23 protein-coding genes, 1 other RNA gene and 1 riboswitch are annotated in these 20,939 nt (G+C 31.3%); of the genes, 23 read left to right on the forward strand and 1 reads right to left on the reverse strand.

Annotated features, from left to right (window positions below; translation table 11 throughout):
• The first annotated feature begins 5 nt into the window (after nucleotides 1-5).
• Nucleotides 6-92: riboswitch (cyclic di-GMP riboswitch) on the forward strand.
• A gap of 226 nt (nucleotides 93-318) precedes the next feature.
• The 9 genes from B8965_RS06600 to B8965_RS06635 all read left to right on the forward strand — a co-directional run bounded on the left by B8965_RS06600 (nucleotide 319) and on the right by B8965_RS06635 (nucleotide 8,983).
• Entirely contained in the window at nucleotides 319-1,026 is a 708-nt protein-coding gene (locus B8965_RS06600; protein ID WP_159446292.1) for a tRNA (adenine(22)-N(1))-methyltransferase, read from the forward strand.
• Nucleotides 975-1,805: a Nif3-like dinuclear metal center hexameric protein gene (locus tag B8965_RS06605; RefSeq protein ID WP_084053049.1), complete on the forward strand. Its 831-nt coding sequence runs from the start codon at nucleotides 975-977 to the stop codon at nucleotides 1,803-1,805. Before B8965_RS06600 ends, B8965_RS06605 begins: the two co-directional genes overlap by 52 nt.
• A 62-nt stretch (nucleotides 1,806-1,867) precedes the next feature.
• Nucleotides 1,868-2,578, forward strand: coding sequence for a zinc ribbon domain-containing protein (locus B8965_RS06610; protein ID WP_084053050.1), 711 nt, complete (start codon nucleotides 1,868-1,870; stop codon nucleotides 2,576-2,578).
• A gap of 73 nt (nucleotides 2,579-2,651) precedes the next feature.
• Nucleotides 2,652-2,998, forward strand: an RNA gene (rnpB, locus tag B8965_RS06615) — RNase P RNA component class A.
• Between the two features lie 263 nt (nucleotides 2,999-3,261).
• Nucleotides 3,262-3,513, forward strand: coding sequence for a hypothetical protein (locus B8965_RS12595; RefSeq protein WP_200805886.1), 252 nt, complete (start codon nucleotides 3,262-3,264; stop codon nucleotides 3,511-3,513).
• Nucleotides 3,514-3,815: 302 nt separating this feature from the next.
• Nucleotides 3,816-4,817, forward strand: coding sequence for a virulence RhuM family protein (locus B8965_RS06620; protein WP_084053051.1), 1,002 nt, complete (start codon nucleotides 3,816-3,818; stop codon nucleotides 4,815-4,817).
• A 171-nt stretch (nucleotides 4,818-4,988) separates the two neighbouring features.
• The gene (locus tag B8965_RS12300) at nucleotides 4,989-7,496 is read left to right on the forward strand and encodes a nucleotide-binding domain-containing protein (protein WP_143334237.1); all 2,508 of its coding nucleotides are present in this window, start codon (nucleotides 4,989-4,991) and stop codon (nucleotides 7,494-7,496) included.
• A gap of 350 nt (nucleotides 7,497-7,846) precedes the next feature.
• Complete coding sequence (locus B8965_RS06630; protein WP_084053052.1) at nucleotides 7,847-8,134, forward strand: hypothetical protein; 288 nt, start codon at nucleotides 7,847-7,849, stop codon at nucleotides 8,132-8,134.
• A 78-nt stretch (nucleotides 8,135-8,212) separates the two neighbouring features.
• Nucleotides 8,213-8,983: an HNH endonuclease gene (locus B8965_RS06635; protein WP_084053053.1), complete on the forward strand. Its 771-nt coding sequence runs from the start codon at nucleotides 8,213-8,215 to the stop codon at nucleotides 8,981-8,983.
• Nucleotides 8,984-9,279: 296 nt separating this feature from the next.
• Here B8965_RS06635 and B8965_RS06640 read toward each other — a convergent pair whose 3' ends face one another.
• Nucleotides 9,280-10,164 (reverse strand): tyrosine-type recombinase/integrase, encoded by an 885-nt coding sequence (locus B8965_RS06640; RefSeq protein WP_084053054.1) that lies wholly within the window; start codon nucleotides 10,162-10,164, stop codon nucleotides 9,280-9,282.
• Between the two features lie 374 nt (nucleotides 10,165-10,538).
• Here B8965_RS06640 and B8965_RS06645 point away from each other — a divergent pair, with 374 nt between their 5' ends.
• The 14 genes from B8965_RS06645 to B8965_RS06705 form a co-directional block, all read left to right on the forward strand.
• A complete protein-coding gene (locus B8965_RS06645; protein WP_084053055.1) occupies nucleotides 10,539-11,318 on the forward strand; it encodes a hypothetical protein in 780 nt (259 codons plus the stop codon).
• Nucleotides 11,318-11,956: a hypothetical protein gene (locus B8965_RS06650; protein WP_084053056.1), complete on the forward strand. Its 639-nt coding sequence runs from the start codon at nucleotides 11,318-11,320 to the stop codon at nucleotides 11,954-11,956. Before B8965_RS06645 ends, B8965_RS06650 begins: the two co-directional genes overlap by 1 nt.
• Before the next feature lie 255 nt (nucleotides 11,957-12,211).
• Nucleotides 12,212-12,586, forward strand: coding sequence for a hypothetical protein (locus tag B8965_RS06655; RefSeq protein WP_084053057.1), 375 nt, complete (start codon nucleotides 12,212-12,214; stop codon nucleotides 12,584-12,586).
• Nucleotides 12,576-12,782: a hypothetical protein gene (locus tag B8965_RS06660; RefSeq protein ID WP_084053058.1), complete on the forward strand. Its 207-nt coding sequence runs from the start codon at nucleotides 12,576-12,578 to the stop codon at nucleotides 12,780-12,782. The genes B8965_RS06655 and B8965_RS06660 overlap by 11 nt, the downstream gene beginning before the upstream one ends.
• A 349-nt stretch (nucleotides 12,783-13,131) precedes the next feature.
• A complete protein-coding gene (locus tag B8965_RS12450; protein ID WP_207651167.1) occupies nucleotides 13,132-13,284 on the forward strand; it encodes a hypothetical protein in 153 nt (50 codons plus the stop codon).
• Between the two features lie 968 nt (nucleotides 13,285-14,252).
• Nucleotides 14,253-14,372, forward strand: a complete 120-nt coding sequence (locus tag B8965_RS06665) for an Rpn family recombination-promoting nuclease/putative transposase (protein WP_159446295.1) — start codon at nucleotides 14,253-14,255, stop codon at nucleotides 14,370-14,372.
• A gap of 176 nt (nucleotides 14,373-14,548) precedes the next feature.
• Nucleotides 14,549-14,683 (forward strand): hypothetical protein, encoded by a 135-nt coding sequence (locus B8965_RS12950; RefSeq protein WP_278336341.1) that lies wholly within the window; start codon nucleotides 14,549-14,551, stop codon nucleotides 14,681-14,683.
• Nucleotides 14,684-14,972: 289 nt separating this feature from the next.
• Complete coding sequence (locus B8965_RS06675; RefSeq protein WP_084053060.1) at nucleotides 14,973-15,152, forward strand: hypothetical protein; 180 nt, start codon at nucleotides 14,973-14,975, stop codon at nucleotides 15,150-15,152.
• A 217-nt stretch (nucleotides 15,153-15,369) separates the two neighbouring features.
• Entirely contained in the window at nucleotides 15,370-16,398 is a 1,029-nt protein-coding gene (locus tag B8965_RS06680) for an Rpn family recombination-promoting nuclease/putative transposase (protein WP_084053061.1), read from the forward strand.
• 586 nt (nucleotides 16,399-16,984) lie between these two features.
• Entirely contained in the window at nucleotides 16,985-17,179 is a 195-nt protein-coding gene (locus B8965_RS06685) for a YwbE family protein (protein ID WP_084053062.1), read from the forward strand.
• A 41-nt stretch (nucleotides 17,180-17,220) separates the two neighbouring features.
• Nucleotides 17,221-17,427: a TetR/AcrR family transcriptional regulator gene (locus tag B8965_RS13070; protein WP_423237166.1), complete on the forward strand. Its 207-nt coding sequence runs from the start codon at nucleotides 17,221-17,223 to the stop codon at nucleotides 17,425-17,427.
• A gap of 176 nt (nucleotides 17,428-17,603) precedes the next feature.
• Nucleotides 17,604-19,517 carry an NAD(P)/FAD-dependent oxidoreductase gene (locus tag B8965_RS06695; RefSeq protein WP_084053063.1) on the forward strand — a complete coding sequence of 638 codons (1,914 nt, stop codon included), beginning with the start codon at nucleotides 17,604-17,606 and terminating at the stop codon, nucleotides 19,515-19,517.
• 179 nt (nucleotides 19,518-19,696) lie between these two features.
• Nucleotides 19,697-20,452: an SDR family oxidoreductase gene (locus B8965_RS06700; protein WP_084053064.1), complete on the forward strand. Its 756-nt coding sequence runs from the start codon at nucleotides 19,697-19,699 to the stop codon at nucleotides 20,450-20,452.
• Nucleotides 20,453-20,549: 97 nt separating this feature from the next.
• Nucleotides 20,550-20,939 (forward strand): helix-turn-helix domain-containing protein (locus tag B8965_RS06705; protein WP_084053065.1); only part of this gene is annotated, 390 nt, incomplete at its 3' end.

Here is a 20,939-nt window from a genome sequence, read left to right on the forward strand (position 1 = left end):
ATGAATAATGCCAAGGGAAAACCCGGTTAAACACGGGGATACAAAGCCATAGGGTCTACGGCGTTTTACACTATGATAGTCTGGCTGCAAACGTCATAGCTCATATATATCGCCTCTCAAAGATACAATTTTATAACTTTACTCTAAGAAAGTCAGTATTTTGCCTTTGGCAACGTACTGGCTTTTTTGGTTCAAGAACAAAATTATGTCCTTAATATTTTATCTGCTTTAGATATTCTCTTTTGTTTAGTTATAGTTTGAGTCGCTACTAATATTGGGTTATAATATTAGTAAATGATAGAGCTGAGGTGGCTAATAATGATTAAATTATCTAAACGTTTAGAGGAAATAGTAAAGTTAATTCCTAAGGGAAATACGGTGGCAGACATCGGGACAGACCATGCCTTAATCGCTTGTTATATAGCCAAAGAGAATATCTCACCTAAGGTAATTGCTGCTGACTTAAATGAAGGACCTTTAAAATTTGCGCAGGAGCAAGTAAAAGCATACCTTGTAGAAGATAAGGTTACAGCAAGATTAGGTGATGGACTAAGCGTCTTAAGCCCCGGTGAAGTAGATACAGTAATCATTGCAGGTATGGGCGGATCCACAATGAGAACAATTTTAGAAGAAAAACCAGAAGTAGTTAAAAGCTTAAAACATATGATTTTACAGCCTCATGTGGGTGCAGAAGCACTACGCAGATGGGCATCAGAAAATGGCTGGAAGATAGTGGAAGAACAATTAGTAGAAGAAGAAGGATTTTATTATGAAATAATGTCTTTAGAACAAGGTAAAATGGAAATAGATGATGATATTTTATACTTTTTAGGACCAAAATTAGTCGAAACAAAGCATCCTTTATTAATACCATCATTAGATAGCTTGCTTGAAAGTGAGAAGGGAATATTAAGTCAATTAGCAAATAGTACTAATATAAAGGCTAAAGAGAGAGCAGATAATATAAAAAATAAATGGCAAAATGTAAAGAGGGTGTTAGGATGGCCAGCAGAGTTAAAGATGTAATTAAACAATTTGAACAATTAGCACCAAAAGAATATGCAGAAAAATGGGATAATGTAGGACTTATGTTAGGTAGCATAGACTCTAATGTGCAAAAAATTTTGGTCACATTAGATGTGACTCTCCATGTCGTAAATGAAGCAATAGAAAAAGGCATTGATTTAATCATAGCCCATCATAATCCGATGTTTAATCCTTTAGCTAATATTACTCTCGACAATCCGCAAGGGAAATTAATTACAAAGTTAATTAAATCTGAAATTAACTTATACTGTGCACATACTAATTTAGATTCATGCCCAGGGGGAGTTAATGATATCTTAGCTGATCTCTTAGAACTGACAGATGTAAAAGTCTTAGATAAAAGTAGCCAAGTAAATACATTTGACCAAAATGTAGGCTTAGGTAGAGTAGGAATATTACCGCAAGAAACTAGCCTTTTAGAATTTATCAAACAAGTCAAGGCTGCTTTAAACATTGATAGTTTAAGATATGTAGGAAATTTAGATACTAAAATTAAAAAGGTATCTTTATGTGGAGGTAGTGCGGCAAGCTTAATAAACGATGCCATTAATATAGGTGCAGATGTCTTCTTAACAGGAGACCTTAAATTTCATGAAGCCCAAGATGCAGAAAATTTAGGAATATGTTTAATTGATGCTGGGCATTTTGCAACCGAAGTACCAGTAGTGAAAAAAGTAGCAGCATATCTGCAAAATAGTTTTTCAGAACTTGAAATTATTGAATCAAAAATTAATACAGAGCCATTTAAGTTTATTTAAGGATAGGGGTATAGTTATATGCTCCTATCCTTTTATTGTATAGAATTAAAGGGGGAAATAAAATGAAAACAAAAATGCTGTGGGATTTACAACAAAAAGAACAAGAACTAACGCGGGTAAAAAAAGAATTAAAACAAGAAGATTTAGTAAATGTTTTAACAGAAATGAAAAATAAAATTGCTCCCCTTAAAGAAAATTACGAACATAACAAAGATGAACTAAGAGAAAAAGAAGGAGTCATCCAAAATAAAGAAAAAAATCTCCAGGATTTATTAAATAATAAAAATATTAAAGAAAACAAACTTTATGACGGCAGCTGTAATGAAGCCCGTGAGTTAGAAGTAATGCAGGAAAATGTTGAAACAAATAAACAAGAAATAAAAGAGGTAGAAGAAGAAATTTTAAATTACATGGAAAATCTAGAAAATGAAAAAAAAGGAATGCGTAAAGATGGAAAGCAATTAAAGACATTAATTAAAGATTACCAAGAAAATCTAGAACAATTTAGAGAAAATAAAGAAAAATTTAATTTAAGAAAAGTAGAATTAGAAGAAGAAATAGAAAAATTAAGCAGGGAAATTGGCCCAGAGCTATTAGAAAAATATAGACAAATTCAAAAGGACTATGATAATCGAGGAATTGCAAAAATAAATAATGGCGCCTGCTCAGGATGTAGAATAGGGATATCCATATTGCATTTAAGAGAAGTTAATAGTCAAGACACCGTACACTATTGTGAAAATTGTCGGCGCATCCTTGTTTTAGATGTATAGAAAAATAACCCAGTTGTTATCTAAGATTTAGTATGATATACTTTGTACCTGACAAGAATACTAAATAATAAATTGAGTAAACTAGATGATCGCAGGCATAAGCCGCAAGGCTGTGTTTGAGGAAAGTCCGGGCTCCATAGGGCAGGGTGCTGGCTAACGGCCAGTGAGGGTGACCTCAAGGATAGTGCCACAGAAATAAACCGCCTTCTTTTGAAGGTAAGGGTGGAACGGTGCGGTAAGAGCGCACCAGCAGCTAGGTGACTAGCTGGCTAGGTAAACCCCACTTGGAGCAAGACCTAATAGGGGAACGCATGGAGTAGCCCGCTCTGTTCCCGGGTAGGTCGCACGAGGTGCTTGGTAACTTGCATCCCAGATAGATGATCATCCACGACAGAACCCGGCTTACGGTTTGCTCACTTACCTTTATGCAAGGATTATGAATATTTATACAATATTTATGATCCTTTTTTAGTGCTAATAAATACGTTTAAAGTGATTATGTCCTAGTAAAGAAGGTTATGTTCTACTTCTGTTACTATAGTTATGATTAAGTATATTATAATCTTTTTTCAATAATAATATACTAGATAATTTTAACAAGGAATGTTTATAAATCTATCAAATATTTTTCAAAGCTTAATTGTAAAATGAAATTGAACAAATTGAAAATTTACTAAAAGAAAATGGAATCGGATTGCCTCCAGCCCCTCCAGAACGTCCAAAAGGCTTCTCTAGGAGCAAAAGTTCTTCTACTAAATAAAGAAAAGGGATGGTTAATTCCGCCTCCATTACATCATAATAAATCTGAAGATAAACTAAGAATATTAAAGTTAACTGCATATACAAGGGCAAGGGAGTACTTATATATTTTGGATATTAAAGATAGTTCAAATAATTATGAACAACTAGATTTAAATTTATTTTCTGGAATATAAGACAATACATTTAAAAAATAACATTAACGACTGTATCTTAGAAATATTAGTTTTAAGGATATTCAGTGCAAAAATATGTAGGAACTTATAAGGGATAATCAGCTCTGTATAATGATTTAGTAATTATATCTTTTTCTAGAAAGTAACTTTAATAGTATATAGAAAAATTTAATGTTAAAAAATAGGCTGAGTTTTGGTATATTCAATAATCCAAATCTCGGTCTTTTTTACATTTTAGTATTTTCATAGAGAGATTTTATAGAAGCATGTATAATAAAAGAAAATAGGCAAGGAGTGTGCATATGAATTCTGAAATTCTAATGTACCAAACCGAGGATGGTTTGACTAAAATAGAAACTACTTTTGATAAAGATACTGTTTGGCTTTCCATTGACCAAATGGCAGAACTTTTTCAACGTGATAAATCTACAATTTCTCGTCATATCAAGAACGTATTTAATGAAGGAGAGTTGGTGAGAAATTCAGTTGTTGCAAATTATGCAACAACTGCTGCTGATGGAAAAACATATAATGTAGACTACTATAACTTAGATGTAATTATTTCTGTAGGTTATCGTGTGAAATCATTACGAGGAACTCAATTTAGAATTTGGGCAATCAATATCTTAAAAGAGTACATGAAAAAAGGCTTTGCTATGAATGATGATCTTTTAAAAAACAATGGAGGCGGAATTTATTTTGATGAATTATTAGAACGCATTCGTGATATACGTTCATCTGAGAAGGTTTTTTGGAGAAAAGTGCTTGATATTTACTCAACAAGCGTCGACTATGATCCGAGAGCTGAAACATCAATGCTGTTTTTTAAGACTGTACAGAATAAAATGCATTGGGCGGCACATGGACAAACTGCAGCTGAAAAGATTTTTTACTCCGTAGATGCCGAAAAGCCATATATGGGTATGTTGAGTTTTCAGGGAGAAAGACCTAAGCAGGCTGATGCAATGGTAGCAAAAAATTATTGTAATAAAGAGGAATTATCTGCATTAAATAGTGTTGTTTCTGCTTATCTTGAGTTTGCGGAAATGCAGGCACGGAGAAGAATTCCGATGTATATGTCCGACTGGATTGAAACATTGGATGGATTCTTGAAATTATCTAAATATGAGATTCTTACCCATGCAGGAAAAATTAGTGCAAAGACAGCTGAACTAAAGGCTAAAGAAGAATATAAAAAATATAAAAAATTACATATAGATGATATTTCTAAGGCGGAGAAAGATTATACTAGGGCTTTAGAAGATATGGAAATGAAATTGTTGAGTGAAGAAAAAGAAAATTAGAGTATATTGTAAAGGGTTGCTTTGAAGTGGAAAGGTAAGGATATTTAATCATAAAAGATAATTTAGTTGCAAAGCATAAAGGTAGTCTCAAATCGAGACTAGAATAGAAAACAGTATAAGTTAATAAAAAAGCTACTTTTTATCTTATCTTTAAATATACAGGAGGTATTAATGAATTATTACGCAGTTGTGATAATTACCATAGTTTTATGTGTATTATTGGCATTTTTAGTTCTTAAAATTAAGAATGTTAATAAAGAACAAACAACAGGGGGAATGTTGGTTGGAACTGGATTGGGATTAATTACATCTTCATTTCCAAGTTTAACTGATAGAATATTTGACTTCGGAGAAAAATTTTTAACTAATACGAATACAGTAAGTTCAAGTGAAGTAAACCTTATATCTTTAATCTGTGGGTTTATATTAATTTTATTAGGAATATATTACAATAAAAATATTAAAGATAGATTCTTTGTGCTTAATATCCTTAGCAAAGATAGAAGATTAATAAGTGATAGAAAGACTGTTAAAGATCTGAATATATCTGATTTTAAGCTAAAAGAACATCAAATAGATGTAGTAAGAATGTTTAATGATGCAAATAACATAACTCAAAGTTCGTGTAAATATATAGTTGAAGAAATTGAAGAAAAAGCTAAAAATTTTATAAATCAAAGCGGTGATTTCAAAAAAGCTTTTACTGGAATGTTTTCAATACCTTTTACTATTTTAGCAGGTACATATTTATCTGCTACTGAAATCGATGAGTATCTTGAATATAACCGTAACAAAGGTAAATATTCTTCATTGGGGTTAAAGAAGTGGTATCAGAAAAAAATAAGTTATCCAGATTTAAATATAACTACACAAAATACTAATAAACAATCAAAAGAAATTGTAGTAGCAGTATCTATAACTAAAAATATAACTGATGAAGATTTAGTGCAGTTCAGAGGAAAAGATACCTTAAATATAGGATTACAAAATCCAAAAGATAATGTAATTGAGCTTAGAAAACAATTGGAGGATTATGTAAAATCAATAATAGATAATATAGAGAATTTAAAGACAGTATATCCAAACTTAGAGATCGTTCACTTAGTAGGGGCAATTCCAAGTTGTTTATCAATTGAATTAGGTAGAAAAATAAGTCTAAACAGAAACAGGTTGCCATTAATAATGAGTTATCATTTTAAATTTGGGAATACACCTAAATATAATTTTGGGATAATAGTTACAGAAAAAGATAAAGGAAAATTAATAAAAAACAGGGAGAATATAGGAATTATGTATGATTTATCATCAGATTTTAAAAAGTTTTATTATAATGAAGTTGTTCTTCCAAAAGAAGAAACAAACAACCTTAGAGAAAAGAAAAAATTAAATATACAAAGGCTTAAGGATGGTCTTGATGAATATAACACAAAAAATAATACAAACTATAAAGTTGCTGAAACTTTAGAGCAAGGTAGTGTTGCTATGTCTACAGTAACACAAAATGAAAAAAATGATTATGATATTGATGTAGCAATAGTATTTGACGATACTAATTTAAATGGTTTAGGTCATAGATGTGTTAAAAATGTAATAGTAGATAGAAAATGTAATAACTTCAAGACTCCACCAGAGGCACTAACAAATTGCGTTAGAATAGTATATTCAGATAATTACCATATAGACTTTGCAATATACAAAAGAATCAAAAATGATGATGGTAGTTATAATTATGAACATGCAGGTGCAGAAAAATGGAATTCAAGAAATCCCAGGGCAATTAATAATTGGTTTAAAGATGAAATAAAAATTCATGGCGAAAAATTAAGACAAGCAGTAAGACTATCTAAGATGTTTTGTAAATCAAGAAGCGATTGGAAAATGCCAGGGGGACTCATTCAATCAGTACTATGTGATGAGAAGATTCTAGATTATGATAGAATTGATGAAATGTTTTATTACACAATTAAAGAAATTAAAAATAGATTGGAGAATGACATTGAAGTTTATAATCCAACAGATTTTGAACAAAGTTTACTGTTAAAGGAATCAGACAGGGATAAGATGAATAACTTAGCTAATAGACTTAAGGATAGATTGAGTAAGTTAGATATTTTATTTGATAACAATTGTACCTTTAAAGAGGCTATTGAAGCTTGGAACGAATTTTTCAAACATGAATTTTGGGCTTATGATGAAGAAAATGAAAAAAGATTATGTTCTTTATCAGAAACAGTTAGCTTGATGAAATCTTTAAATATATCTTTAACTGAGTATGATGATACGGAAGAATTTATTGAAAATATAATGCCAATTGAAGATAGGTATTTAGTTAAACTAGATTGTAAAGTTGCAGACTATGAAATAGAAAATGGAGATATACAAATAAAACAAATTATAAAATTATCGACATTAAGAAATGAAGGCAAAAAAATTCCATTGAATCGAATACTAGAATTTTATTTAGATATCAATAAAGTTCCCTATCCGTTTCAAGTATACTGGAAAGTAAAAAACAATGGAAAGAAAGCTATAGAAAATAACTGTATCCGAGGTGAAATATTTAAAATTAAAGAAGAACAATTTGATAGATTAATAGAAGAAAGCAGTTTTGAAGGAGATCATTATGTAGAGTGTTATATTGTAAAAAATGGTGTATGTGTAGCTAAAGATAGAATTTAAGTTCTTATTTTAAGGTAAACATATAATTTTTAGTAGCTTTTGTAATTTTAAATAGATATATGAATTGTAAAAGTTGTTAAGAGATAGTCGAAGAGATAGAGGAAAGGAAGCTTTTAAAATAAGGCAGCAGCATTTTTTGCCAAGGGAATAGAAAATTAATTTATATATTTATTGATAAAAATATAGATTAATTTGGGGTTAGATGGTTATTAAATCGTTTTAAAATATATCCAAACGCTTACTATAATGATCTAAAAAAAAGTTCCCTAAAACAAGAAATTAAAAGGACTTCCTTGAAAGGGCTTATTAAAACAACATATAATAGATACGACGGTAAATTGGGTTATTGTATGATTCCAAAACGCTTATCTATTAAAGGCAAAGCACATAAAGTTTTTGAAAACCTACTAAAGCAAGATTTTACAGCAGAAAAGAAAAATATTAAATGCTGTACCGATTTCACCTATACACACCTTTTTAATGGTAGTTTAAGGTATAATTGTTTAATTCTTGATTTGTATGATCGTAGTATTGCTGCTACTAAAACTACAAATTACTTGACTACTGACCTAGCAATAGAAACATTAAATGAAGCTTTAGGTGTTACAATTCTGCTTGACCAGGTCAAATTTAAATAAGGCAAGTTATTATACTAGTCCCCTTGCTGTGGTTAAGATTAGAGTATTTAATAAAATTAATAATAGGGGAGGAATATAATGAATTGGTTAATTTCGGCTAATGGTTCAATTTATAGGCATTCAGATGCATTTGAAAAGATGGGATATGTTGATTGGAGGCAAACTGCAAACTATGAAGTAGGGGATATTATCTACATATACTCTACTAGACCTCTAAGTAAAATTGAGTTTAAGTGCATTGTGGAGAAAATAGATATTCAATTTAAAGATATTACAGATGATAAAGAGTTTTGGATTAATGAAGATGAATATTATAAATGGAAAAAACGACTTTATAGTAGAATTAGGTTAATAGAAAGAACTGCAGGGGGAAATTTAACGCTAAATAAACTCAAAGAAAATGGGTTAAAGGCTGCACCTCAAGGACCGATAAAATTGAAAGATGATATTCTAAGTTACATAGAAAAATATTTTCATAAAGATTTAACAGATATAACCTTTCCTGATGAAATTCCAAATGAAGAAGGTTTATATGAAGGTGTAGGGGTGAGTGTTAAAGTTAGTAGATATGAAAGAAGTAGTATAGCTAGAAAAAAGTGCATTGAATATCATGGAAGCGATTGCATAGTGTGTGGTTTTAGTTTTGGGAAAGTGTATGGTGATTTTGCTGAAGGTTTTATACATGTTCATCATGTCACGCCGTTATCTGAAATTAATGCTGAATATAAAGTAGATTATAAAAATGATTTAATTCCTGTATGTCCCAATTGTCATGCAATGTTACATAAGAAAAAAGGGTCGGAATATTTAAGTATAGAGCAGTTGAAAGAAATTATTAAAAGAAAATAGTAGGTTAACAATAAAAACAATAATAAGAGGTTAAATATCAAAAGATTTACAATATTATTATAGTTAGAAGCAGGGTTTCTAAGAGACTAGATTCTTGTTTTAAATATTAATATCATGTTATTACCTCAGTTTGTCAGAGGGGTATGTATTATAAGTCAAAATCTCAAAATATAAGTTAAGGTATTTATTTATATTTGTGATTATATAACTTATTTAGTCATGATTTAGTATGCGAAATATATTTGTTAATTAAAAATAAAAGGGCAGTTAAAAACTACCCTCTAAAGTATTTTTTATTACAATTTATCTACAGCTTCTTTTTTTCTATCTTGATTGGTATGGGCATAAATTAAAGTACTCTCGGTATCATCATGTCCCATTAATTCCTGAATAGTTACAATGTCTACACCCTCTTCAAGTAACCTTGTAGCGAAAGTATGTCTGAGTTTATGAGGAGTAATTAGCTCAGCATTTAGACTTGCACGTTCTACCCATTTCTTAAAAATTAATCTAAGTGTTGATTTGTCCATTTGATTTCCAGTTCCATTAATTATGATATATTGGTTCTCAAGTGGCAGCCTAGTTTGCAGATAGTCCCAAAGAATTTCAATTAGGTCTTCCTTTAAAGGAAGAAATCTTTCTTTTTGCCCTTTACCAAATACTTTTAATGTCTTATTTTTAAAATCAATATCCGACCATTGAAGACCAATTAACTCTGATCTGCGAATACCTGTAAAAGCAAATAGATAGAGCATTGTTTTATCACGTAGCCAATGTTCTTCGTTTTTAAACTGGTCGGGTGCTGATAAAAGTTTATTTAATTCTCCTTTTTTAAGGTATATAGGCATTCTTTTTGGAATCTTAGGTGGAGTAATTTTTCTCATAGGAGACATCATAATATAATCTTGATCTACGCAAAAATTAAAGAAGCTTCTAAAACAATTAATTTTTCTTGCAACTGTGGCAGGCTCGAGGTTGTACTTATTATCAAGATAATTAAGAAAACCTCTTATAACATTTTGCGAAACAGCATCAGCTCTTAAAGGTATTTCATCATTTTGTAAAAATTCGATGAGTTGGCTAATATCTCTTCTATAAGCTGTAATAGTCTCGATACTGGAATTTCTTTCAAATCTTAGGTAAGACATAAACTCACCCATAACTCTACGTAAGTCTTTCATAATATACCTCTTGCATAAATATACGTTTTATTCACTAAATCATAACTATAGCAGAAGTGATACATAAGCTTTTAAAATCTATCCTAGGGTTTGGGGCACAAGGAAGTAAGGGTTAGGACTTTCATTGTCCGATAACCCAGCTTACGGTTTGCTTAACTATAAATTATAAGAAAAACCTGGATACTAGTTATCCAGGTTTTTTTATTTGTTTAAGATTTTAATAAAGGCGTAATACTTTTGAGATTATCTTGTGAGGTTTGTTTGGAATGGTTTTTTAAACTTTAGGTATGAAGAAATAAATAACAAAATTTAACAATTCATTCCTTGCAATTACATAAAGCATGCTTAATAATTAAGTAAAGGAGGTATTAAATGTGTCAGGAAAAATAAAGATAGTACATAAGATGTTGATTTCAGGGATAATCGCTATCGTACTAGTATCCCAACTAGCGGGCTGTGCGGTAATGGATAGTAAGGAAATGATGAGTATGATAGATGCAGGTCAATCAATCACGATTGAGCTGGCTAGTCCTTCATATGAAGTTAAGATACAAGGGGAACAAGAAAAGAAAATAGACTGGATTAAATTAGACCAATTAAAGACGTTTAATGAAGGATTTAGGCAGGGGCTAGATGAATTATTCAACATTAATATAGTAACTGAAAATGGGGTTAATGGAAAGTCAGGCTGTTTATATGTTGACGAAACAGGTGATAGAAACGGAAATACAACACTAGAGGACGCATTAAGAAATAAAGTATTCGTAACTAAATATTTTAAGTCAGAAGGAATTAAAACTAAGTTAACAAAACTAGCAGGTGAGGCGTATGCAGATATTGGTGATAACGAATTGCATGGGGTACTAGGCACAATTAATGCTTACTATAACCTGTTGCCAGATGCTAAAAACCCAAGTTCATTTAACGCTACTCAGTCATTAAGCAGGGAAGAATTTTATACCCTAGTATATAAAACAGAAGAGGGCGTCAAGGAAATAAGACCAGATGAAACTTTTGAGGATGCAGTAGGTGGAAAAATAACATACAGTAAGTTTGCACAAGAGGTGGATGAGTATAGCTTTTTAAGCGTAGCGAACAAGAGCCTAGACAAGTCATCTTACACAGGGAGCATTTCACGTGCCGAGGCAATCTAATGGTAGTAAACAAGCACTTTCTAGATGAATTAAGTAAAGTAAATGATAGAGATAAAGCGTTTAAAGATACAAAGAACGGTGGAGATGTAGCGTTCAGACTAGGCTTTAAGTATAAAGATAAAGATTCAAAAGAGGTAATAGCCAAGGATAGGTGGCAGTCATACACCTTAGCAACAATGTTGCAGAACCCAGATAAAGGGATGCAAGAAGAAATATATAAGACAATGGTAGTAGCTAAAAAGTTAGGTTTATTCAGTGGAGAGGAATCTCGTTGGGATGAGCCAATCAGTAAGGCAGAAGGAATATTACTAATGGTAAGTACCCACCTAGCTAAAAATGACCTCCATGGATATTTAAGTACAGCAGAGTATGGCAAAATAAACGTAGATAAATTTAAAACAGCAACGGATAAGGAAGTAGTCTTAGGAGTAAACAATGATGGTAAGAAATACGGCGAGGATTGGGTAGAGGCGGACTTCAACATAGAATCAGCAGACCCCAACAAAGAGCTACCAGACGGTATAACATTACTAGATGCAAAAGAAATGATTGAGTGGGACTGTATTTTGCAACCCAAAAATATTATTTATTTGCAAAATACACATTTAGAGAGTTTAGGGGCTCGACTTCATATATGAGCAAGCATAAAACTCCTTTAATGTGTTATGAAAATTTTTTAATATTTGAAATAATTGTTATTGAACATATAATGGCAGGTTAACTTAATAAGCAAATAAAAAAGTATGGGAGGTCAAAGACTAAAGTGTTCCCTTTAGGTCTAAGGCTACCCTTTTTATTTAAAAGTTAAAGTTTAACAATTGACAATAAATGATGGTGATGATATATTATAACTATCATCACCATCATTTCAAATTTGAGGGAGGATTATAACCATGAACCAGCAAGAATTTGAAAGATTTCGTAGAGAATTTTTAAATCAAGCTTCAGTTCATATGAAAAATTTATTCGATTCAATGATAGCTCCGGTATTATCTGAGGAAGAAGCACCTATTTCAGATTCTGAAGCGATCAAAGAATTTCTTACGAGGGAATGTTGTATTGAAAGTACGTTAAAGATTACAAGTAAAGACTTATATAACGCTTTTATCGAGAGAACTGGAAGGCATATTTCACATATCGCGTTTAGTCGAGAGGTTAACGCAATTAAAGATCTTATAGGGTTAGATTTTGAGCTCAAGCAGAAACAAAATGTCTCAACATGGGTCGGGCTTAACTTAATTGAGGGAGGAAACCAAAATGATACTTAAAACTTCTGATTTTAAAACACAAATCTTATGTTTAGCCTATCGTGCAATTCAAGTTATGAAAGAGAAAAATCAAAAGAATGAAGGTGAAATAATAAAAATGGAGGAATTATCTATAAAAATAATTCGTGGAGAACGATTTCAAACAGATGATTATATTCAAGTGGAAAGGTTATATAAAAACTCCCAATTAAATTAGGGATTACGGAAGGAAGTCATTTTTTAAGGGATCATCTTTTGATGGTTCCTTTTTTCATACACAAATAACTTGCTATTCTGTGGCTTCAGAGTGATATATGGTGTAACCAAAAAACGAAAGGAAGATGAAGAATGGAATTCAAAATCACTTATGAAGTCAAAGGACAGCGAGGAAGTGATCCATTACACACAGTTCACCGAAGCCTTATGCAAAATGGCCATTGAGCGAAACCGAATGGATCACTAAACTACCTTACACCTGTGGAATATAGATTATTAGTTCCGAGAAAAAGGTGTTTTAAAAAGGGTTGACGATCTAAGATATTTCAGTTGCCGAACAAGATAAGATGATGAACGAAATTATAGCAAAGGTAGAGGAGGTGCAACAACAAACACAAGTACCACAAGTGCCGAGTAATGATTTAAGCGTTGTAAATGAGGGTAAGAACGTGCCAAATAGGGTAGTCAAGACATATGTAAGACTGTTACAGATAGTGAGTTAAAGGGCATTTTGGAGAGGTTAACAACGAGTTGCCGAGTAGGGGATTTGCAATTCAAATGAGTAAATACAAATGGCAGGGGGTTTCAAATTTGGTTTTAAAATACCACTATACGTTCCAAATTTAACGCATAATGGCCTAAGACTAGACAAGCAATACAATTAGTCTTGAAAGAAAAACAAAGAACAAAAGATCTTGAAAAAGAACTGAGAATAAAAGATAAAGCACTCGCTGAAACGGCAGCGTTTTTAGTACTCAGAAAATAAGCTCTCTGCAGAAGAACGAGCTGAAATAATAAAATCCCCTGCCACAAGGTGGATTTTATACTTTTTTCTCTAGATAACTAGATAACTAACTAGCATCAAAATCCTATATATATATAGTAATAGGGGTTATATGTATATATATATTATTTACTATAATACCATATACCTATTCTATGTTAATTCTTAGTTAATTAGTTATGTAATCTCTCTAGGGCTGTTGGACCATGGGGTGAGGTGGATAACTAGAAACATAACTAACAGATAACTAGGAGTGCTAGTTATGACCCCTTTTGACTAAATAATCCTATTTCGGTATAATATTCCACTGCCTAGTTCGTCTGATTGTCTTCATCTTTTTATGCGTTTTAAAATCTTAGTTATTTCGATGGAGTCTTTTCGACGTAAATCTACTTTATTTTTATCCCAAGTTACAGCTTGTGCGTCCATTAGGTACATTAAATAGTCATATAAAATTATTTGGTCTTTATAAATTCAGGATAAGATGTGTGCTAACAAAATCTACATCTACCGATCCTCAATATAAATGAAGGTTTAGGTTTTTTTGTAAGACTCTTTCCCTTGATTTGAAAGGTTGGAAATTTTTAAATGTGTAGAGAGTTGCTTTACATCGCTACATCTGAATTAATTAGAATATTACTACAAGGAGTTTGACGCCATGCAAATGAAATAATTAATAAACATGACTTGACATTTAAAGAAGTATTTAGTCAAAAGCAAATAGCAGAGGATTTTATTAAAAGTAATATTCCTAAAGAGTCATTAGCTGTCATTGATATGGGTAGTTTAGAATTACAAAAGAAATAATTGAGAGTAAACCATTAAGCTCTTTAATTCTGTAAAAAAAACTATGTTAATTGATGAATATAATCCATACTAGATATTTAAATTAGGAATCTAAAAATGATCTTTGGAAAATATTGAGCATTAATTAATAAAAACACCTAACTTAAGGGTAGTATGAACTGATCCCTAAAGGCTAGGTGTTTTTATATTATTGGGCAGTTTGCTATGGAATCTGGGAAAAAGCCGAAGAATTCTATACGCTACATCAAGTAAGTGAGGTTATGCCTCAAATTGTGGCTAAGTCATCTAAGATAGAACCAATTTATGTCTAGAAAAGGTGACTATAAAAAATGGGGATACTTTATCTGAATATTGGCCTGAAGATCCTGAAAATAAAGGTGAAGGAGTTCAGTTTGATGCAGTAGTTATGAATCCATCTCCTTAGTTGGGAAAATAAAACTTTTAAAGGAATTTGTAAATACAGAACTTGTTCCTGGGAATTTATCAAGTGATTTAAATTTCGATGAAGCACTTGAAACCTGCAAACAGGCACAGATAGATAAAGAAGTAAAAGATTTTGCACAAGACTGGGGTATAGATAAAGAAATATTATCTAAATCAGTGGAACACTTTTCTGTGGTTAAAGAAGAAGAAATCCCATATATTGCAGATTTATCAAAAAGTGTAGATTTTGAAACAGCTAGAAATAAAGAAGCGGGAAATCAATTGAAACATATGATGAAACTAGTAAATAAAGAACTTCCAGATTGGATTATAGAAATTAAGAAAAAATATAAATAAATTGATGAAAATTTAATTAATAAATGGGCTTAATTTAAAACCCTAGTAGAAAGCAAAAATATTAACTATGCTTATTAAATTAATAAAACCTATTAAATAAGTTTGCATATTAGAAAGTAAAAACAAACGATAAATAATCATCTTCTAAAGCATTATTCACTAAATAATGGCATACTATCAAGGCTTATTGTATAATATAAGTAGGTAGGTGACAAAAGTGAAAATCCAAAATGTGCATGATAAATTTTTCAAAGAAACATTTTCAAAATTGGAAGTGGCAAAAGACTTTATAAATAATTACTTGCCAGAGGGCATTAGAAATATAATAGATATAAATACATTACATCCTTTAAAAGATACTTTTATAGATAAAGAATTAAATGAAGTCTTTTCTGACTTATTATTTGGGGTAAATATAAATAACAGACCAGGATATCTTTACTTTCTCTTTGAACATAAGAGTTTTACAAGTAAAAATATAGCCTTTCAGCTATTAAAATATATGGTAGAAATTTGGGAAGATAAAATTGAAAACGAACAAATAGATGAATTACCAATAATAATTCCTTTAGTAATTTATCATGGGAAAAACAAATGGAATATAAGATCAACTTTAGGAGAAATGATTGCAGGTTATGAGACTATTCCTGAAGATGTTAAGGAATTCATCCCAAACTATAAATACCTTTTATATGATGTTTCAAGATATCAAGATGAGGATATAAAAGGAGCAGCACAGCTTAAAATATTACTTACAATATTTAGAGATATCTTTATCAAAGATAAAGAAGGACTGCAAGAAACGATAACTTTAGCAGCAAAATATCTTAGAGAATTGGAAAGTAGGCAAACAGGAGTAGAATATTTTGAAACCTTTTTAAGGTATGTTTTTTACGCTGGAAAGAGTTTTAATGAAGAAGACCTTCAAAAGATAACTGAAGAAATAGAAAGAATCTATCCTGAGGGGAGTGAGCTTATTATGACTACTGCTGAAAGACTTATAAGAGAAGGCATGGAAAAAGGCATAAAAGAAGGTATAGAAGAAGGTATAAAAAAAGGAAGAAGTGAAGAAAAAATAGAAACACTAACCAAAACAGCCATAAGACTATTAACGAAAAAATTTGGCAGTTTGCCTCTAGAGATAAAGTCTAAAATACAAAACCTAGACTCAGATACCTTAGAAGTTCTAATAGATGATATCTTTGTTTATGAAAGTTTAGATGATCTTAATAAGTTTTTAAAATAAAAATATTAAATAATCTATCCTAAAATATATTTTTGAAGAAAATTTAGAAGTTGTTTTACGAGTGTTTTTATTAGCAAAAGTGAAAAATTCTAAGCTGTTAATTAATGAGCAGCTTGTCTATTTTAAGTGATTTTAGCGACGATTATAGAAAAATTTGGGATTAAAAAAGCATCTTATTGCGGAATTATTAGTGATGTAATTACCCCTTAATATGCAAAATATAACTACCAAATAACTAAAAAACTAAGATTTATGTAGAAACAGGAGCAATTAAATAAATTAGGCAGCGGCGTAATTTTTTAAAAAGGAATATTTAGGAAGTAAAAACATAACTAAAAATTTTAGTTATGTTTTAGTTATCATCTAGTTATCCATCCCAATCCCTTGAACCCCATGGAATTAACCCACTACAAGAACTAAATAACTATAATATCATATAGAGATAATGTAAATATAGAGAAAATAGCAAATTTCGCATGCACGCATATACGCGTAATGCGTATAGGGAAATTTGGGTTTGGTTAGTTATTTAGTTATTCTCCAAATAATGGATTGGGATAATAAAAGACAGGGAAAGAGGTTCATTATGGATGGAACTAAACGAGCAAATATAAAACAGGGTACAAAAGTTAAAGTCGTCCAAAAACAAGATCAGCGTTCGGGAAAATTAACTGAGGGAGTAGTTAAGAGAATTCTTACAAATTCGCCTACCCATCCTCATGGGATTAAGGTTATGCTTGAGAGCGGCATTGTTGGAAGGGTTAAGGAAATAATAGTTTGACGTCATATTACCTCAATAGATGAGATTGCAAAATATGTAAAATATCCAAAGCTACTTTTTATAAATACTTTGCAACAAAAGAGGATTTAGCTAATGAAATACTTTCGTATTCTAGTAAAAGATTTTCAAATAGAGCCAGAGCCATTGATAATAATTTAGAAAGTAATGTTAAAGAAAAGTTGCAAAGAAAGATAATTCTTATCTGGGAATATATTATCCGCATGATAAATATAACAATTAAAAAATAATTCATAGGAAAGATGTCGGCCACAGTTTTACTTTTCATTAATAACCCTAAATTAGATATGGAAGAAGTAGAAGTTGCATAAAGCTTTAAATATCCATGCAAATTTAAAAGTAGAAACTCAGGAAATGGGCACACTATTTAATACATATATAAATGTGTTAATTGGAGGAAAAATAGATGAAAGTACTCGAACCTATTAAAATTGGTGATTTAGAATTAAAAAATAGATATGTAATGGTAGCTATGGGTCCCGAATTAGGAAACTTTACGGAGAGAACAAATGAATATTATATAAGAAGGGCTAAAGGTGGAGCGGCTATGATTATGACTAATGTTATAGCTACCGAAGAAATTGATGGATCTGGTCCTTCTTCTACTTTAACCGAAGAGAGCTTTTTAGGATTTAAAGATTTAGTAGATAGAGCACATGAATATGATTGTAAGGTATGCATTCAAATCATGCCTGGAATAGGACTAGGAACTAAGGCAAAACATAGGGAAAAACCAGCTTCTGTTTCTGATACTCCTTTATATCCAGGTGCAGACATAAATTTTCATGAACTGACAAAAGAAGAAATTAAATTTATTCAAACTGAAGTATCTAAGACTCTATTACTTGCCAAAAAGGCAGGAGTAGATGCTGTAGAAATTCATGCCTATGGTGGATACTTAACGGATAAATTCATGACGGAAAAATGGAATAAAAGGACAGATGAATATGGTGGAAGTTTTGAAAATAGAATGAGATTTTTAAATGAAATCATTGATAATACCAAAAAAGATTTAGGAAATGATTATCCACTGATAGTTAAATTTACGCCAGATCATTTCTTGCCTGTAGAAGAAGGGTATAGGGGAATAGATGAGGGAATTAAAATAGCTAAAATGCTGGAAGAAAAGGGTATTCATTGTCTTCATGTTGATGCTGGATGTCATGATAATTGGTATATGGCAATGCCTCCAGTATATCAGCAAGAAATGGCTCCTCAAATGATATCGTCTCGTATCATAAAGGATGTAGTTAATGTTCCTATAATTTCAAATGGCAGATTAGGTGATATATCAAAGGCAAAGGCAGCGTTAGAGAACAATTGGCTAGATATAGTAGGAGTAGGCAGAGAATTTTTAGCAGATCCAGACTTTCCTAATAAAATAGCTAATAATAGAGCTGATGAAATTTGTAAATGCATATCTTGTAATGAAGGGTGTATTAAAAGTGTAAGTGAAGGAAGACATATTGATTGTGCTGTAAATCCCATAGCAGGGTATGAAGGAATAAAAGAAATTTTTAAAGCAGACTCTCCAAAAAAGGTTTTAATAATAGGAGCTGGTCCTGGAGGATGCCAAGCTGCTATTTCTGCTAAGTTATCTGGACATGATGTGGAAATTTGGGAAAAGCAAGGGCATATAGGAGGAAACTTTTACAATGCTTGTATGCCACCGTTTAAAAGAGATGGATCTTATCTTTTAGATTATTATAAAACAATGATAGATAAATTAAATATCAGAATTAAGTTTACGAAAGAAGCTACAGCTGAGGAAGTATTAAAATACAATCCCGACAAAGTAGTAAACGCAACTGGTGGTAGCTCTATAAGGCCTAAGTCTATACCAGGAATAGATAAAGCTCATGTAACTACCGCTACAGAAGTGCTTCAAAACAAGGCTTTAGTAGGTGATAATATTGTCATAATCGGGGCAGGTCTTGTGGGATGTGAAACAGGGATAGTACTAGCTCATAAAGGTAAAAAGGTAACTATTATTGAAATGGCAGACAAAATATTACCAGAACCTGTATTTATTCAAAACTTAATGATGTTAACACAGTTATTGAATCATTCTAATATAAAGACCAGTGTTTCAAGTAAATTAATCGAAATCAAAGACAGTTCCATAATAATAAGCAAAAATGGAAAAGAAAAAGAAATATCCTGCGATAGTGTAGTACTAGCCATGGGTTTTTCACCAAACATTAATATATTTGAAAGTTTAAAAGATAAAGTAGATATTGTAAATATTGGAGATAGTATCAAAGCTAGAAAGGTTTTAGATGCAGTAAAAGAAGCGCATGATGTAGCTTTAAATATTTAGATGTATCTATAAAATTAGAATTAACGAACGTACTAAGTAAATTGTAGATGTAATTAAACAAAATTTATGGATAATATAAATTTTCTTTAATTAAACTAAGGAATTTTAAATCTGATGTCGAAGCTTTATAGTATAGAATAATCTATTTTAATAACGTCTAAAATATTTGGAGGTGTATTATGAGATTAGAGGGAAAGGTAGTTTTACTCACCGGAGCTAGTTCAGGAATGGGAAAAGATATGGCATTACTATTTGCAAAAGAAGGCGCAAAGGTAGTTGCTGTAGCAAGAAGAAAGAGTAAACTAGATGAGTTATCTAATGAAGCAACTGGCTTACCGGGGGAGGTAGTTGCACTAGAAGGTGACGTTACACAGGATGCGGATATCGATCATATGGTAGAATATACAATGGATAAGTACAAAAGAATAGATGTGCTTGTAAATAATGCAGGTATAATTGATAATTTTACCCCATTAGGTGAACTTAATGATGAACTTTGGGATAAGGTGTTAAATGTAAATCTTACAGCTCCGATGAAGCTTTCTAGAAAAGTACTATCTATAATGTTAAATCAAGAAAAAGGAAATATCATAAATATATCTTCTTTAGGTGGACTATATGGTAGCAGAGCTGGTACTGCCTATACAGCATCTAAATTTGGTCTTATTGGAATTACCAAAAATATAGCTTATATGTATGCAGAAAAAGGAATAAGATGTAATGCTATTTGTCCAGGTGGCGTAGAAACGGAAATTCTAAGCAAACTAGAGCCTAGTAAATTTGGCATGGAACGAGTAATGAAGGGTGCTACAAATAATATAAGATCTGGTACAGGAAAAGAAATAGCAAATATAGCTCTATTTTTAGCTTCTGATGAATCAAGCTTTGTAAATGGTGATCAAATAGTAGCAGATGCTGGCTGGACTGCATATTAATAAAAATATAACTAGTATTAAAAAGGCATCTACAATTAAACTGTACCGACCCCCAAAAGTTAGACCAAAAATCTAACAATTGGAGGTCGGTATTTTTATGGCTGCATACAGTTATGAGTTTAAAAAGAAAGTTGTAGATGCATATTTACGTGGCGAAGGAGGTTATACTTTTTTAGCAGAAAAATATGGAGTAAAAAACAGAAGACAAGTTCTCAATTGGGTACATTACTACGAAGAACTTGGTGATGATGGATTAAAACGTTCAAGAAAGAACGAAGCTTATTCTTTTGAATTTAAGCTTGGTGTGGTAGAGTCTTATTTAACAAGTGAGGTATCTTATCAGGAACTGGCTCTTTCGATAGGGATTAATAATAATGCTCTTATCGCTAGGTGGGTAAATGATTATAGAGCGGCTGGTCCTGATGCCTTAAGAGATAAGAAACGTGGGAGAAGGGCTAAAATGAATTCATCAGGTAAGGCTGTTAAT

The organism is Desulfonispora thiosulfatigenes DSM 11270, from assembly GCF_900176035.1.
GTDB classification, from domain to species: Bacteria; Bacillota; Peptococcia; order Peptococcales; family Desulfonisporaceae; genus Desulfonispora; species Desulfonispora thiosulfatigenes.

What these genes read in the sequence shown, in the direction of transcription:
- B8965_RS12450 (WP_207651167.1), top strand. Translation starts at nt 13,132, where the DNA reads ATGAACGAAATTATAGCAAAGGTAGAGGAGGTGCAACAACAAACACAA.
- B8965_RS06655 (WP_084053057.1), top strand. Translation starts at nt 12,212, where the DNA reads ATGAACCAGCAAGAATTTGAAAGATTTCGTAGAGAATTTTTAAATCAA.
- B8965_RS06630 (WP_084053052.1), top strand. Translation starts at nt 7,847, where the DNA reads ATGATTCCAAAACGCTTATCTATTAAAGGCAAAGCACATAAAGTTTTT.
- B8965_RS12300 (WP_143334237.1), top strand. Translation starts at nt 4,989, where the DNA reads ATGAATTATTACGCAGTTGTGATAATTACCATAGTTTTATGTGTATTA.
- B8965_RS06640 (WP_084053054.1), bottom strand. Translation starts at nt 10,164, where the DNA reads ATGAAAGACTTACGTAGAGTTATGGGTGAGTTTATGTCTTACCTAAGA.
- B8965_RS06685 (WP_084053062.1), top strand. Translation starts at nt 16,985, where the DNA reads ATGGATGGAACTAAACGAGCAAATATAAAACAGGGTACAAAAGTTAAA.
- B8965_RS06620 (WP_084053051.1), top strand. Translation starts at nt 3,816, where the DNA reads ATGAATTCTGAAATTCTAATGTACCAAACCGAGGATGGTTTGACTAAA.
- B8965_RS06700 (WP_084053064.1), top strand. Translation starts at nt 19,697, where the DNA reads ATGAGATTAGAGGGAAAGGTAGTTTTACTCACCGGAGCTAGTTCAGGA.
- B8965_RS06650 (WP_084053056.1), top strand. Translation starts at nt 11,318, where the DNA reads ATGGTAGTAAACAAGCACTTTCTAGATGAATTAAGTAAAGTAAATGAT.
- B8965_RS06660 (WP_084053058.1), top strand. Translation starts at nt 12,576, where the DNA reads ATGATACTTAAAACTTCTGATTTTAAAACACAAATCTTATGTTTAGCC.
- B8965_RS12595 (WP_200805886.1), top strand. Translation starts at nt 3,262, where the DNA reads ATGGAATCGGATTGCCTCCAGCCCCTCCAGAACGTCCAAAAGGCTTCT.
- B8965_RS06635 (WP_084053053.1), top strand. Translation starts at nt 8,213, where the DNA reads ATGAATTGGTTAATTTCGGCTAATGGTTCAATTTATAGGCATTCAGAT.
- B8965_RS06695 (WP_084053063.1), top strand. Translation starts at nt 17,604, where the DNA reads ATGAAAGTACTCGAACCTATTAAAATTGGTGATTTAGAATTAAAAAAT.
- B8965_RS06600 (WP_159446292.1), top strand. Translation starts at nt 319, where the DNA reads ATGATTAAATTATCTAAACGTTTAGAGGAAATAGTAAAGTTAATTCCT.
- B8965_RS06610 (WP_084053050.1), top strand. Translation starts at nt 1,868, where the DNA reads ATGAAAACAAAAATGCTGTGGGATTTACAACAAAAAGAACAAGAACTA.
- B8965_RS06605 (WP_084053049.1), top strand. Translation starts at nt 975, where the DNA reads ATGGCAAAATGTAAAGAGGGTGTTAGGATGGCCAGCAGAGTTAAAGAT.